At 71.7% G+C, this 13,447-nt stretch carries 14 protein-coding genes; 5 read left to right on the top strand and 9 right to left on the bottom strand.

Going from position 1 to position 13,447, the window contains the following annotated elements:
• The first annotated feature begins 186 nt into the window (after positions 1-186).
• Entirely contained in the window at positions 187-1,362 is a 1,176-nt protein-coding gene (locus Prum_RS43850; protein ID WP_173084951.1) for a pectate lyase, read from the top strand.
• 27 nt (positions 1,363-1,389) lie between these two features.
• Here Prum_RS43850 and Prum_RS43855 read toward each other — a convergent pair whose 3' ends face one another.
• Both Prum_RS43855 and Prum_RS43860 read right to left on the bottom strand, forming a co-directional pair.
• Positions 1,390-2,166, bottom strand: coding sequence for a hypothetical protein (locus Prum_RS43855; protein WP_173084953.1), 777 nt, complete (start codon positions 2,164-2,166; stop codon positions 1,390-1,392).
• Between the two features lie 274 nt (positions 2,167-2,440).
• A complete protein-coding gene (locus Prum_RS43860) occupies positions 2,441-3,823 on the bottom strand; it encodes an IS1380 family transposase (protein ID WP_173074717.1) in 1,383 nt (460 codons plus the stop codon).
• Between the two features lie 144 nt (positions 3,824-3,967).
• On the opposite strand from Prum_RS43860, the gene Prum_RS43865 reads away from it, so the two are divergent.
• Positions 3,968-4,417, top strand: coding sequence for a VOC family protein (locus Prum_RS43865; RefSeq protein WP_218577864.1), 450 nt, complete (start codon positions 3,968-3,970; stop codon positions 4,415-4,417).
• 14 nt (positions 4,418-4,431) lie between these two features.
• Here Prum_RS43865 and Prum_RS43870 read toward each other — a convergent pair whose 3' ends face one another.
• The gene (locus tag Prum_RS43870; RefSeq protein ID WP_281369157.1) at positions 4,432-4,914 is read right to left on the bottom strand and encodes a peroxiredoxin; all 483 of its coding nucleotides are present in this window, start codon (positions 4,912-4,914) and stop codon (positions 4,432-4,434) included.
• A 93-nt stretch (positions 4,915-5,007) separates the two neighbouring features.
• Here Prum_RS43870 and Prum_RS43875 point away from each other — a divergent pair, with 93 nt between their 5' ends.
• Positions 5,008-5,688 (top strand): alpha/beta fold hydrolase, encoded by a 681-nt coding sequence (locus Prum_RS43875; RefSeq protein ID WP_173084955.1) that lies wholly within the window; start codon positions 5,008-5,010, stop codon positions 5,686-5,688.
• 255 nt (positions 5,689-5,943) lie between these two features.
• Here Prum_RS43875 and Prum_RS54225 read toward each other — a convergent pair whose 3' ends face one another.
• Positions 5,944-6,069 (bottom strand): hypothetical protein, encoded by a 126-nt coding sequence (locus tag Prum_RS54225; protein WP_281369158.1) that lies wholly within the window; start codon positions 6,067-6,069, stop codon positions 5,944-5,946.
• 121 nt (positions 6,070-6,190) lie between these two features.
• Between Prum_RS54225 and Prum_RS43880 the strand changes: the two genes are divergently transcribed.
• A complete protein-coding gene (locus Prum_RS43880) occupies positions 6,191-6,553 on the top strand; it encodes a hypothetical protein (RefSeq protein WP_173084957.1) in 363 nt (120 codons plus the stop codon).
• 39 nt (positions 6,554-6,592) lie between these two features.
• A complete protein-coding gene (locus Prum_RS43885; RefSeq protein ID WP_173084959.1) occupies positions 6,593-7,375 on the top strand; it encodes an SIR2 family NAD-dependent protein deacylase in 783 nt (260 codons plus the stop codon).
• Positions 7,376-7,393: 18 nt separating this feature from the next.
• Here Prum_RS43885 and Prum_RS43890 read toward each other — a convergent pair whose 3' ends face one another.
• From Prum_RS43890 to Prum_RS43910, 5 genes are all read right to left on the bottom strand, one after another.
• Positions 7,394-9,643 (bottom strand): Hsp70 family protein, encoded by a 2,250-nt coding sequence (locus Prum_RS43890; protein ID WP_173084961.1) that lies wholly within the window; start codon positions 9,641-9,643, stop codon positions 7,394-7,396.
• A 23-nt stretch (positions 9,644-9,666) separates the two neighbouring features.
• Positions 9,667-10,587, bottom strand: a complete 921-nt coding sequence (locus Prum_RS43895; RefSeq protein ID WP_173084963.1) for a porin PorA family protein — start codon at positions 10,585-10,587, stop codon at positions 9,667-9,669.
• Positions 10,588-10,824: 237 nt separating this feature from the next.
• The gene (locus Prum_RS43900) at positions 10,825-11,676 is read right to left on the bottom strand and encodes a zf-HC2 domain-containing protein (RefSeq protein ID WP_173084965.1); all 852 of its coding nucleotides are present in this window, start codon (positions 11,674-11,676) and stop codon (positions 10,825-10,827) included.
• A 47-nt stretch (positions 11,677-11,723) separates the two neighbouring features.
• Entirely contained in the window at positions 11,724-12,605 is an 882-nt protein-coding gene (locus tag Prum_RS43905; protein ID WP_173084967.1) for a hypothetical protein, read from the bottom strand.
• Positions 12,606-12,645: 40 nt separating this feature from the next.
• A complete protein-coding gene (locus Prum_RS43910) occupies positions 12,646-13,446 on the bottom strand; it encodes an SAM-dependent methyltransferase (RefSeq protein ID WP_173084969.1) in 801 nt (266 codons plus the stop codon).
• Position 13,447 lies beyond the last annotated feature (1 nt).

Genomic DNA, 13,447 nt, shown 5'->3' on the forward strand with positions numbered 1-13,447 from the left:
CCCTTCCTTGCACACGCGTTTACATTGACGGCGGTCTGTGGTTTTATCGGGAAAGCGTTTGCCCCCTTCGGGGTGCGACGGGTTCACCGACCGGGGTGAACGTCCGGGCCATGACAACGGCTCCCGCGACACCGACTGGGCAGCGGTGTGCGCGGGGCACTACCTTGTCAACCCGAGGAGAGCAGCATGCTCCATAGACAACGCCGTACGGCGTTGCTCGTCTCCGCGGTCGGGGCCGTCACGCTGGCCGCGGCCGGGATCGTGGTGTCCGCCGGCGCGGCGCAGGCCGCCGTGGGCTGCCGGGTCGCCTACTCGGTGACCGCGCAGTGGTCGGGCGGGTTCACCGCGAACGTCAACCTCACCAACATCGGCGACCCGCTCCCCACGTGGGCCGTCACCTGGTCGTTCGGCGCCGGGCAGACGGTCACCCAGGGCTGGAACGCCGCGATCACGCAGAGCGGCAGCAGCGTCCGGGCGGCGAACCTGAGCTACAACGGCAACGTGGCCACCAACGCCACGGTCTCGTTCGGCTTCAACGGCGGCTGGAACAACAGCAGCAACCCGGCGCCGACCAGCTTCCAGGTCAACGGCGTCACCTGCACCGGCGGGGTCACCAACCCGACCACGCCGGGCACCAACCCGACGACCGCGGCGCCGCCCACCACCGCACCGCCGCCCACCGGCTCGTGGCCGACCCCGACCGGCCAGGTCGCGGTCAACGGCACGATCCAGGTGCCGGCCAGTGGCCTCGACGGCGGCATGCGCCGGTACTGCTGCATCGGCGACGGCAGCCAGGAGGAGAGCCAGGACCCGATGTTCCTGCTCGCCCCCGGTGCGACGCTGTCCAATGTGATCATCGGCGCGCCCGCCGGTGACGGCGTGCACTGCTCCGGCGCCTGCACGCTGCGCAACGTGTGGTGGGAGGACGTGGGCGAGGACGCGGCCACGTTCCGCGGCAGCGGCTCGCCGCAGTTCCTGGTGGACGGCGGCGGCGCCCGGGCGGCCAGCGACAAGGTCTTCCAGCACAACGGGCCGGGCACGCTGACCATCCAGAACTTCCAGGCCACCAACTTCGGCACGTTCTACCGTTCGTGCGGCAACTGCTCCACCCAGTCCCAGCGCAACGTGGTGATCCGCAACGTCACGCTGACCCGGCCGGGCAACACCATCGCCGGCATCAACGTCAACTACGGCGACACCGCCCGCTTCAGCGGCATCACCATCGTCAACGACTCCGGCCGTGCGATGGTCATCTGCCGCAAGTACAACGGCAACAACACCGGCGCCGAGCCCACCCAAGTGGGTACCGGTGCCGACGGCACCAACTGCATCTACTCCACATCGGACCTCATATACCGCTGACCCGGTACGGCACAGCGAGCGCGCCCGTCACATGCGGGCGCGCTCGTATGCTCCGTCGGGCGGCGTGTAGCCGATGAGCTTGCCGGGCAGGTCGCGGGCGGCCAGCAGCCAGGAGACCCCGAACGCCCAGACGGACAGCACCTCGCCGAGGTACAGCGGGGTCAGCTCGCCGATGGTGATGTCGAGCAGTTTCCCGACGGCGACGAAGGCGACCGCGCCGATGATGACCCACATGCAGATCCGCTGGACCATCGCCGCCCTGTCCTCGTGGTTGCGGGCCTTGTCGCGGCGGGAGAACAGGTACGCGATGACCGCCAGGCTGAGGATGAAGATCACCGCGCAGGTGTAGTGGATCGTGGCGGTCAGCCCTTCGCCGATCTCCTGCTGGACGGCCGAGCATCCCGCCGGCTCGGGCGAGGTGCCGCAGTGCGGCGCGCCGTCCGCCAGCCCCGGCCGCCACGTCGGAAAGAACGCGACGCCGATGACGGCCACGCCCGCGAGGACGCTGATCCAGAAGTCCGGGGTCCGCCGTTCCGCCGCCATGTACGTCAGCAGCAGGAAACCGGTCACGCACAGGCCGGCGACGAACACGTCGCGCATCGAGGAGTGGTAATAGGCGCTGAGCGAGCCCCGTACGTGCACGCCGCCACGGAGAAACAGCCACTCGCCGATGATAAAGACGATCGGCAGCGCGATTCCGAGGAAGCCCAGCACGATCCGGATCAACAAATAGGACTTCCGGTAGAGCACGGCGGGATCGGTCTCGTCGCGCAGATCGCGGGGGAGCGGGATGGTTTCGATCATCGGTTCCTCCTCCGAGGGCCAGCCTCCCCAGGGGAGTTCAGGCTATCGCCGGCCAACGCTGGCACGGCCCGAATTCGGGTCGCCCATTCGGGGAACGGCGGGATGCATCCTCATTAGCCTCGATCATTCGCGCCTGAGGTCGGATGTTGCGACCCGGTGGCGTTGATCGCTGGTGATCGATGCGATGAGGTTCCGGGCATGGTGGTGGGCCGTCTGTCGCGGCGGTGGCGTGGTCTCCTTGGTCCTCCGGTCGGCGGGATAAGGGCTGAGATGGTCAGCCGGGTGCGGGGATCGCCGCGATCCGGTCGAACGCGGCGGTGATCTGGGTGGCCCAGGGCCAGGTGGCGGGGATGCGAAGCCAGCGGCGGCGTTGGCCGCGGGTCAGACGGGCGGCGGTGTGCAGCACGCGGTAGCGCAGCCGTTTGGGTTCGGCCAGGGCGAGATCGCCGTCCAGGCCGAGCAGTTGGAGCCAGCGGAGCAGGTCGACGGCGATCGCTGCGGCGGTGCACCAGGCTTGGTTGATCGCGAACTCGCGGGACGGCAGTCGGCCAAGACCGGTGTCTTTGCCGGTGCGGATGCGGTCCTCGACGCGGGCGTGGGCGCGGTGGCGGGCCTCCAACCATTGCAGTGCACCGACCTGGGTGCCGGTGATGAACGCGGTGTAGCGCCAGCCGTCGCGTTCCTCGAAGAGGGTCAGCTGTGCACCGGGGTGCGGGCGTTCGCGGCGCACGATCACCCGCATCCCGTCCGGCCAGCCGGGCAGATCGAGCAGGCCGGTCAGTTCGGCGACCTGCGCACCCTCGCGGATGCCGCCGTCGGCGTTGATGGCCGGTGACCACCCCGAGGTGGGGATGGCGGCGATAGCGGTCCGCTCGGCTTCGCCGATCGCCCAGCCGATCGAGTACTCCACGGCGCGGCCGCGACGCTTGCCTTGCTCGACCAACCAGTCCAGCACGGCGTGCGTCGCGGCGGCCGAGTCACCACGGACCAGCAAGTGCCTGCGATGGGCGGCGGGAATCTGCGCGAACGCCTCCGCCAGGACCTGGAGATGATCTGCGGCGGTGTTCGCGCCGGCGTTGCCGGGCCGCAGCTTGACCGCTAACAACTCGCCGGTGTTATCACAGGTGACCAGGATCGGATGGAACCCGAACGTGTGCTTGTAGGTCGGCGCCGCGCCTTCCTTGTCGCTATGCGCCAACACGATCGTGGAGTCGACATCGAGCACGACTACCCCGTCGCCGATGTCCCGGCCGGCGGCCCGTGCTCGCGGTAGCTGCCCGAGCAGCGCCCACACGCGGGCGCGGACCTGTGCACGGGCCGCGGCGATCCGCCGCAGCTGGCGGTCGCCGACCTCGTCCAGGGCCCGCCAGCAGGTCGCCGGTGAGGCGACCGGTCCGAACAGCTCACCCTGATGGCGCAGCACGTCGATGTCGCAAATCGCCTCGCCACCGTCGGCGATCATCACCGCCAGGTCGACCAACACCCGACCTCGATCATGGCCCGGCCACCAGCCACGTCGAGCCAAAACACCGGAGACCGCCTCGGTCAGGCCGGCCCGATCGGCCAGCATCCGCAGCAGCACCGCACCGACGTGCGACACCACACCCGAACCGTCCGCGGTAACCCGCAGATCCTTCGACCACGCCGTAGACTGCACCTCGGAAGTGCCTCCCTAACAGAGAAACCTGTAGATGTCGCAATCACAAGTTTCCCTTACAGGACAGGCACTTCCGCTTATCTACACGCCGACAACCGGCCCATCTTGATGATCACCACGAATCACCCAGGTTAGGCTGGCCCCATGGTGACCGAGGATCCTGCGGCGGCGGACCGGCAGGCGGTCGTGCCGATGATCTCCTACGCGGACGGGCCCGCCGCGATGGACTGGCTGACGGCGGCGTTCGGTTTCGTCGAACGCCTGCGCTGGCTGGACGACGACGGCCGGCTCAGCCACGGCGAGATGCTCGCCGGGGATGGCCTGATCATGCTGGCGACGCCGACGCCGGAGTACGAGGGTCCGAAGGCCCACCGGGAGCACTGTGCGCAGGCCCGGGCCTGGTCGTCCGTGCCCTGGGTGGTCGACGGCATGCTGGTCTACATCGACGACGTCGACGCCCACTGCGCGCGGGCCCGGGCGGCGGGCGCGACGATCCTGTCGGAGCCCGAGGGCGGCTACCCGGGCCGCCGCTATCGCGTGGAGGACCTCGAAGGCCACCGCTGGATGTTCACGGAACGCGCGGCACCTGCTTGAGGCGAGTGGTAGCCCTACTCGGGCTGGGACGCGCGGGCGCGCAGGGCCGCCAGCGCCCGGTCCGCGTGGTCGTTCATGCTCACCTCGCTGTGGATCACCTCGATGATCCGCCGATCGGTGTCGATCACGAACGTCATCCGCTTGGTGCTCAGCGGGCCGAGCGGCAGCCGTCGCCGTACGCCGAACAGGTCCGCCACCGTGCCGTCCGGGTCGGACAGCAACGGGTAGTCGAAACCGTGCAACTCCGAGAACTGCCGCTGCTTGTCCACGCTGTCCCGGCTGATCCCGACCCGCTGCGCGCCGGCCTCGGCGAACTCGGCGGCCAGATCCCGGAAGTAGCAGCTCTCGATCGTGCAGCCGCGCGTCATCGCGGCGGGGTAGAAGAACAGGACCACCGGCCCGTTCGCGAGGTAGTCACTGAGCCGGCGGGGGGTGCCGGTCTCGTCGAGCAGCTCGAAGTCGTCGACGACATCGCCGTTGCTCAATCCAGAAGCCATGCGCAGAAGGCTACCCCTACTCGGCAGTAGCGACCGGCGCCGGTTTCGACCGAGAGAAGCAGCTCACACCGCTGCCACTCGTAGATTGGGACCATGGCGACGTTCGTGCTCATCCCGGGTGCCGGCGGCACCGCCTGGTACTGGCACCGGGTCGAGCCGCTGCTGCGCGGGCGCGGCCACGACGTCGTGGCCGTCGACCTGCCCGCCGGCGACGACGCGGCCGGGCTCGCCGAGTACGCCGACGCCGTCGTCGCCGCGATCGGCGACCGCACCGGGCTGGTCCTCGTCGCCCAGTCGATGGCCGGCTTCACCGCGCCGCTCGTGTGCTCGCGGCTGGACGTCGACCTGCTCATCCTGGTCAACGCGATGATCCCGGCGCCCGGCGAGTCGCCCGGCGACTGGTGGGCCAACACCGGCCACGAGGAGGCCCGCGTCGCCCAGGCCCGCCGCGACGGCCGGCCGGAGGAGTTCGACGCGGTGGCGGACTTCTTCCACGACGTACCGGCCGAGGTGACCGCGGCCGCCTTCGCGGAGGGCGAGCCGCCGCAGTCCGGTACGCCGTTCGCCCGGCCGTGGCCGCTGAAGCGCTGGCCCGACGTGCCGACGCGGTTCCTGCAGGGGCGGGACGACCGCTTCTTCCCGCTGGAGTTCCAGCGGCGGCTGGCCCGGGAGCGGCTGGGCCTGGCCATCGACGACATGCCCGGCGGCCACCTCGTCGCCCTGAGCCACCCGGAGGAACTGGCCCGCCGCCTCGCCTCCTACGTCGCGACCTAACCGGCCCTCGTCGTCATCCAGAGACGTCTCGCGGTGAGGGTGAGGAAAATCAAAAGATGTCGAGCTGCCGCGACGCCCGTCGTGGTCCAAGCCGTCGCTCCCGCGGCCTCACCCTCCGCGTCCCACAACCCACCCGGTCCGCGTGTGCGCCTTCCGATCTTTCTTGGTGGGGCAGAGCGAGATCTTGTGGGGGAAATACCCGACATAACCGGGCGCAAGATCCCGGTCTGGCCCACCAAGAAAGATCCAACCGTTCTACGGCCGTCCGACGAGGCCGAGTGCGAACGGGACCTCGCGGATCCAGGCGGTCCGATCTGGCTGCTCCTCCACGGCGATTCGCTCCAGCGGTTCGAGGAGCGCGTGGCGCTCAACGGTAGTCATCTCGTCGAGTTCGTGCGTGGGTGCAAAGATGCCGCGCGGTTCGCTCGGACGCTACTCGAATCTCGCTGGAGGCCATTGGCGCAAAGATCGTCGCCTGCCTATATTTACCGTCACCCGGGCGATGGAGGAGTACATGGTAAAAGCGTTGAGGACGCTGGCCACGCTGGTGATCGCGGCGGGGTTGCTATTGGTGGCGCCGAAACCGGCGCTTGCCGCCGGCGGCGTATGCGGGCTGGGACAGACGGGCAACTACATCACCGTGTCCTTCACGTTCAACCCCAGTTGCGGGGGCGGCTTCGGAAACAACGCCGCCAACGTGGTCCAGGACATGTACCCGCTCTATACGAATTTCGACGCCTGCGTGTGGGGCCTGCACCCCGCCAACTGGGTGTTCGTCGGGACCACCACCTACACGGCGGCGTGCGGCTTCGGCATGTACAACGTCGGACCCCAGGCGCGAATCGCGAAGGTGCGGGCGGGCTGACCGCACCGGCCGGCCCGGCGTGCTGGCAGGATCTTCCGGATGGAACGTGTGGTGCCGCCCGATGCCGCCAGGCTCCTTGGCGAGGCGCGTCGCGTGGTCGTGTTCACCGGCGCCGGGATCTCGGCCGAGAGCGGCGTGCCGACCTTCCGGGACGACCTCACCGGGCTGTGGGCACGTTTCGACGCACAGCGGCTGGCCACCCCGGAGGCGTTCGACGCGGACCCGGATCTGGTCTGGGGCTGGTACGAGTGGCGGCGCGCGCGGGTGCGCCGGGCCGAGCCCAACCCCGGACACCTGGCGACGGCCGCCATCCAGACGAGGGTGCCGGGAAGCGTCGTCATCACGCAGAACGTCGACGACCTGCACGAGCGGGCCGGGTCACGAGCTCCGATCCACCTGCACGGCAGCCTCTTCGCACCCCGCTGCGTGGCGGCGGCGGCCCACCCGGCGGCCTTTCCGAGTACGGGCGACGGCGAGGCGATCGATCCGGAGGAGGGACGCCGGACGCCGCCGCCCCGTTGTACGCGCTGCGGAGCGCTGGTGCGGCCCGGCGTGGTGTGGTTCGGTGAGGCGCTGCCCGAAGCGGCGCTGGCCGCGGCGGTGCAGGCGGCCGCCGCGTGCGATGTCCTGCTGACGGTCGGCACCTCCGGGGTCGTGTACCCGGCCGCGGAGATCCCCACGGTCGCGGCCCGCTCGGGTGCCGCCGTGATTCAGGTCAACCCGGAGCCGACGCCGCTCGACCAGGTCTGCACGGTCAATCTGCGCGGGGCCGCGGCCCACGTCCTCCCCGCCCTGGTCGCCGCCGCATGGGAGGCGCGCTGATACCCGGTGCCGGGTTGGTCACCACGTCCAGAGCCCGACACCGTCCTCGGCGCTGACCGCCAGGATCCCGTCGGGGCCGAACCGGGCACCGTCACCGTCAAAGGTGTCGCGGGGTACGGGTTTGGCCGGGTCGGCGATGTTCCACAGTTGAGCCACGTCGTACCGGCTCACCGTGACCAGGCTGTCTCCGTCGGGGCTGAAGTCGACGACGCTGCCGCCCGGCAGCGTGCTGAGCTTCGCCGGTCGGGTGTGGTCACGCACGTCCCAGAAGGTCACCGTGTCGTCGTTCGAGGTGGCCAGCGTGCGCTTGTCGGCGCTCAGTGCCAATGCCTGGCTCCTGCCGGTGGTGGCGGCGGTGGCCAGGCGGGACGGGCTGGCCTTTCCGTCCTGGAACTCCCACAGCATGAGTGATGGGGCGTCGTCCAAGGTGGCCATGAGGCGCCCGTCCTGGCTGAACCCGACGTCGCTGACGGCACCGGTGAAGTCGGTCAGGACGGCCGCGCGCTTCGGCCGGGTGCGGTCCGTGACGTTCCACAGCACCGCGACCCGAAGGCTGGCGGTGGCCAGCGTGCGCCCGTCCGGCCGGAATTCGAGGTCGTACACGCCCGTGGTGTAGCCGGTGAGGGAGGCGGTGCGGACGGGACGGGCCCGGTCGGACACGTCCCACAGGCTCGCGGTGGTGGCCTGTCCGGCGATGGCCAGCGTGCGTCCGTCCGGGCTGAAATCGAGCGCGTTTACCGAGGCGGCGTTGGGCTTGATGGTCGCGGTGCGGCGGGGGCGGGCCGGATCGGTGACGTCCCAGAGCAGCACCGTGTAGTTGGCTCCCTCGGTCGCGAGCGTTCGCCCGTCCCGGCTGAACGCCACGGGCCAGTCGGCACCGGCGAGCCGTCCTACCCGGCGCGGTGCCGCCGGTGTCGCCGACGCCGTCGGCGATGCCGTTGCTGACGCCGTCGGGCCTGGCGAGAGGGTGCCGGAGCCGTCTTCGCGGGTGCGCACCTCGTTGGCGACGATCAGGGCGGCCACGGTGAGCGCGGCGACCACGGCGGCGAGGAGTCGACGCCGGCGGTTGCCCGGACGGCGCTCGACGTCGACCGGCTCGGCGGGAGCCGGCTCCGCGCTGGCCGGACGCACCTCCGGGATGGCGGAGCCGCCCGCCGCGACCACCGGCACCGGATCCGCGTGGTCGGTATCCGCGCTGGCCGGCACGCGCAGGCTGCCCTCGGCGACCACCAACTCGGGGCGGTCGATGACCGTCGGCACCAGCCCGAGGGACCGGTGCAGCAGAGCCGCCACCAGCGGCATCCGGGTGGAACCGCCGACGAGAAACAGCCCGGCGACCGCATCGGTCCCGATGCCGGCCTCGTCGATGACGGCCCGGGTCGTTCGCAGCGTGCGGTCCAGGATCGGTCGGGCCAGCAGGTCGAGCTGCTCGCGGCCCAGCGGCGCGTCGTCCTCGAACAGCGGAAGACGGATGAGCGTCGACGAGGCCCGCGACAGGACCTCCTTGCCGGTACGCACGTCGTCGCGCAGCAAGCGGGCGGCCCGCCGGTCTTCGGCCGTGGCGGGGTGGTGCAGCCGGGCCCACCAGTCGGCGTCTCGTGTCACGAACACGCTGCCGAGGTACGCGACGACCGCCTCGTCGATGTCGAGGCCGCCGGCGTCGAAGAGCCCCGCCTCGGCCACGACCTCGAACCCGTCCGCGGTACGCCGCACCACGGCCGCGTCGAACGTGCCGGCGCCCAGGTCGTACACCACCGCGCACGACCCGACCGGCACCCGGTGCCCGGCGCCGTCGACGAACTGGCTGGCCGCCGCCACCGGCTCGGCGACCAGCGCCGGCGTGCCCAGCCCGGCGAGGCCGGCCGCCACGGTCAGGACATCTCGGCGCCGCCGTCCCCAACCCGCCGGACAGGTCAGCGTCACCGACGCCAGCGGCCCGCCGGCCACCCGGCGGGCCTCGACGGCCACGCGCCGCAGCACCGCGGCGAACAGCTCCGGAACGGGGACCTCGACGTCGCCGAGCAGGACCGCGCCGTCGTCGACGCACCGCTTGGGGTTCGGCTCGAAGCCCTCGGGACGGGCCCGGGCGGCGTGCAGCGCGTCCCGCCCCACCAGCAGGGTGCCGTCGCCGTCGACGCAGACCGCCGAGGGCAACAGCTCGGAACCGTCGAACACCAACGGCTTGACCGCACCGTCCGGCCAGGCGAGCACCGCGACCGTGGTGGAGGTGCCGAAGTCCACACCCAACCGATACGCGCCGATGGTCACGGCCACAACCTTAAGCCGGCCTGTCACGGTCCAGTTCGGACAGTCCGGGTACGGGCCGCGTAGCGCGCGCGGATGGCCAGGGCCGCCAGCGCGAGGCCGAGGCCGAGCAGGACGAGGGGGATGACCGTACGCAGGATGAAGAGCCCTTGATCGGCGGTGCTGGCCGTGTCGCGCAGGGTGGCGGCCGACTCGGGCGAGTAGCTGGCGTCCAATGTGAACACGGTGATCGGCGGCAGCGTGAGGCCGAGGATCGCGATGCTCGCCCGGGTGACCTGTTTCTGCTGCACGTTGAGGACGACCGCCGTCACGGTGTCGACCCAGAAGGTCGTGTCGCTGATCGAGGTGAGGGTCACCGGTGTGCCCGCCGGAATCGTCCGCACGATCACCGGGTCCTTGACCTGGCCGTCGGCGTGGACCGTGTAGACGTGGGCCTGGCGGCCGGCGAACTGCTCGGTGCCCCGGTAGCGGGCCGGCACCACGGTCTGCGTCGGGAAGTCCCACCACGGATAGTCTTTCGGCTCCGGAGGCAGCGGGAAGCCGAGCACCAGGCCCGTGTGCGGCTGCACCGCACTGTCCGGCGGCGCGGGAGCCTGCAGGAACGTCCTGCGGTCGATCGCCCACGTGTGGGAGGTGGTCTGCAGCGTCGCGTTGCCGGGGCCCTCCACCGTCGACTCGTTGAGGACGATCGCGGTGTCGCCCCTGGTCGACGTCACCCGGACCCGGTTGCTGACCGTCACCGGGATGTTCAGACGGATCGTGTTGCCCAGGTCGCCGGCCGCGATGGCGGCCATGTCCACGAGGCTGGCGGTGCCGCTCAGCCGCACCGACGTGTCCAGGTCGGCCGGGAGCTTCACCAGGGCCGGCACGGCCACGAACCGTACCGCCGCGCTGGCCGCGATCAGAACGGCGGCGCCCGCCACGGTGAGCGCGCGTGCCTTGCGCATGATTGTCCTCCGCCTGGCGGTTGCCGTCATGGATACCACCGGGCCAACCACGCGGTGACCGTGCCGGATTGATAACCGGCCGGCGAGTTCTTGTCACTCCCCGCCGATCAAGGGCTTTTACGCGGATCAAGGGCAAAAGGTCGTGGATCGGAGATCAAAGCACGACCGTTTGCCCTTGATCGACGGGAAGAGCGGGCGGGGTGGGCGGGGTGGGCGGGGCGAGGAGCGCGAGCGCGGTCACGCCGCCCTTCGCCAGGAGCCGGCGCGGGCCTGCGCGGGCCGCTCGCGGACCAGCCGCAGCGGCGGGCGCGGCGGCGACTCGGCCACATCGTCGAAGACCGCGCGCCACGCCGGCCGGGGCTTGTGCTGGTCGGACGGGGGTTCGCCGGGTTCGCGGGCGGTCCGGGACAGGACCACCACGATGACGTAGCCGGCGACGATGAACGCGTGGCTCAGCACCCGGTCGACGTCCACCCGCCCAGCGATGACGTCGCTGGCGGTGAGCAGGGTCAGCGCGCCCACGAACGCGGTCAGCGTCGGGATGATCCCGGACGCGCGGGTACGGCGCAGCGCGATCCAGGCGAAGCCGGCACCGACGGCGACGTTCCAGGCGGCCGACTCGTGCCAGAGGTGGTTGGGGCCGCCGACCCCCGACGTGTGCAGGTGCTGGGCGGCCGCGAAGCCGCCGATCTGCGCCGCGCCGAGCAGGAACTGCACGACGCCCAGCACGCCCAGCGCCACCCGCAACGCGGTGACCAGCCGGTGCCGGCCACGGCTCTGCTCGCCGGCGCTCGCTCCGCTCGCGCGCGGCCCCGGGCGTAGCCGGCGACGCCCGTCGTCGTCGCTGCGCTCCGACGACCGGCCGCCGCCGGCCCCGGGGCCGGGTGCCGCGGCGAGCACGTCGTCGCTCACCCGGATCTCGGGGATCACGGCGGTGCGCACCAGCCGGGTCACCGCCGCCGCCGCGTCGAACCACTGCCGGCATGCCGCGCAGCCGGCCAGGTGAGCGTCCGTGGCGGCGCGCTCGGCCGGGTCGTCTTCGCCGTCGAGGCGCGCCGACAGCGCCTCCCGAAAGTGTTCGCAGCCCACGTAGAGATGGTCGATGACGGGGCCGGATGGTTCCCGCCGGGGTCGGTCTAGATCGTGGCGAGGCGGTCGACGCCCACGCCGCTGATGATCAGGCGCTCCTTCCGGTTGCCCAGCAGGCGCTGGGTCCAGTCGGTGAAGCCGCCGTCGCCGACCTCGACACCGGCCACGAAGACCTTGAAGCACAGCCCGGTGTAGTAGCCGCGGCCGGACGAGCGATCCGGGTCGTCGGTGACGTGCACGCCCGCCAGCGCCTCGCGGACCGCCGCCGCGACCGGCGCGAACCGCTCCTGCAGCACGGTGAGTCGCACCTCTGGCCGCCGGTCGGTCGCACGGCGTACCCCTGACGTCACGGCCTGGAGGTGCTCGGCGCTGTGCCGGCGCTCGAAGGCCAGGTCGCCCGTGTCGCGACCGGCCGTGACCAGGCCGAAGAGGCCGAAATGGGCGGCGCCGGCGGCGAAGCGCTGCCCGCGGACGACGCGCTGGACGGCGGCCAGCCGGACGTCCGGCGCGGACGCCGCGCGGCGGCGGGCGGCCTCCAGCGCGAGCCCGTTGGTCGGGTCGGCGGCGACCTCGGTGCCGCGGACCGTCGTGAGGATCTTGTTCTGGTCGACGGTCGCCACCGCGGAATGGGTGCCCAGCGGCGCCACCGGCGACAGCGCCACCGGCTCGAACGCCGGCGGGAGCGCCGCGAGCAGCGCGTCCTCGGCCCGGCGCAGCGCCGCGAACGGCACCGCCGCCGGCGCGGCGAAGCGGTCCTCGAGGTAGCGGCGCAGCACGTCCGCGGGCGCCAGCCGCGCCGCGCGGGACCGGAACACCGCGAGCAGCAGCGTCGTCAGGTCGGCGCCGGGCAGCGCCTTCGCCAGCACATCGAGTACGCCAGGGCCGCCGGCCCGGCGCAGCACGCGGTCCAGGGCGGGGGAGTCGGCCATGCCCCATCCGATCATCGAACGCGCCCGGCGCGCGAGCGGGTTACCGCAAGCCCACCGCCGCGTACCCCGGGAAGCTCTCCGGCCGGTCCGGGACCTCGTCGTCGTCCGGGCGCCACAGCGTCATGTAGACGAGCCCGGGGTCGACCAGTTCGTACCCCGCCAGCATGCCCGTGATCTCGGCACGCGAGCGCATGGTCATCGGCGTCGGGGTGCGCGCGTACAGGGCGCGGTGCTCGGCGGCCTTGTCACCCTGCCCGTCGGCGGTGGCGTGGCAGACGGCGATCGCGCTGCCCGGCGCGGTGGCCTCGCGGTACGCGGTGATCAGCTTGGCCGGGGCGTCGGCGTCCGGGACGAAGTGCAGCACCGCCACCAGGAGCACAGCGACCGGCTCGGCGAGGTCCAGCCCGCCCTGCTCGGCGGCCAGGCCCAGCACCGTGGCCGGCTCGCGGAGGTCGGCCTGGACGGCGGTGACGCGCGCGTCACCGTCCAGGATGGCGCGGCTGTGCGCGACCGCGACCGGATCGATGTCGACGTAGACCACCCGGCACGCCGGGTCCTGCGCGTGCGCCACCTCGTGGACGTTGCCCACGGTCGGGATGCCGGAGCCCAGGTCGAGGAACTGGCGCACGCCCGCCCGCACCAGAAACCGCACCGCCCGGCGCAGGAACGCACGGTTGGCCCGCATGATCAGCGGAAGCTCCGGCCAGCCGGCGAGCGCCTGCTGGGCCATCGCGCGATCGGCGGCGAAGTTGTGCGCGCCACCGAGGTAGAAGTCGTAGACGCGTGCCGCGTTCGGCCGGTCCAGGTCGACGCCGTAGGGTGCCCAGTCCGGCCGGTTCACA

It is taken from the genome of Phytohabitans rumicis (genome assembly GCF_011764445.1).
GTDB lineage: Bacteria > Actinomycetota > Actinomycetes > Mycobacteriales > Micromonosporaceae > Phytohabitans > Phytohabitans rumicis.

Bases quoted from the DNA above. Each gene is read 5' to 3' on its own strand.
- Prum_RS43850 (WP_173084951.1), top strand. From the start codon at position 187: ATGCTCCATAGACAACGCCGTACGGCGTTGCTCGTCTCCGCGGTCGGG.
- Prum_RS43855 (WP_173084953.1), bottom strand. From the start codon at position 2,166: ATGATCGAAACCATCCCGCTCCCCCGCGATCTGCGCGACGAGACCGAT.
- Prum_RS43865 (WP_218577864.1), top strand. From the start codon at position 3,968: ATGGTGACCGAGGATCCTGCGGCGGCGGACCGGCAGGCGGTCGTGCCG.
- Prum_RS43870 (WP_281369157.1), bottom strand. From the start codon at position 4,914: ATGGCTTCTGGATTGAGCAACGGCGATGTCGTCGACGACTTCGAGCTG.
- Prum_RS43875 (WP_173084955.1), top strand. From the start codon at position 5,008: ATGGCGACGTTCGTGCTCATCCCGGGTGCCGGCGGCACCGCCTGGTAC.
- Prum_RS54225 (WP_281369158.1), bottom strand. From the start codon at position 6,069: ATGACTACCGTTGAGCGCCACGCGCTCCTCGAACCGCTGGAGCGAATC.
- Prum_RS43880 (WP_173084957.1), top strand. From the start codon at position 6,191: ATGGAGGAGTACATGGTAAAAGCGTTGAGGACGCTGGCCACGCTGGTG.
- Prum_RS43885 (WP_173084959.1), top strand. From the start codon at position 6,593: ATGGAACGTGTGGTGCCGCCCGATGCCGCCAGGCTCCTTGGCGAGGCG.
- Prum_RS43895 (WP_173084963.1), bottom strand. From the start codon at position 10,587: ATGCGCAAGGCACGCGCGCTCACCGTGGCGGGCGCCGCCGTTCTGATC.
- Prum_RS43905 (WP_173084967.1), bottom strand. From the start codon at position 12,605: ATGGCCGACTCCCCCGCCCTGGACCGCGTGCTGCGCCGGGCCGGCGGC.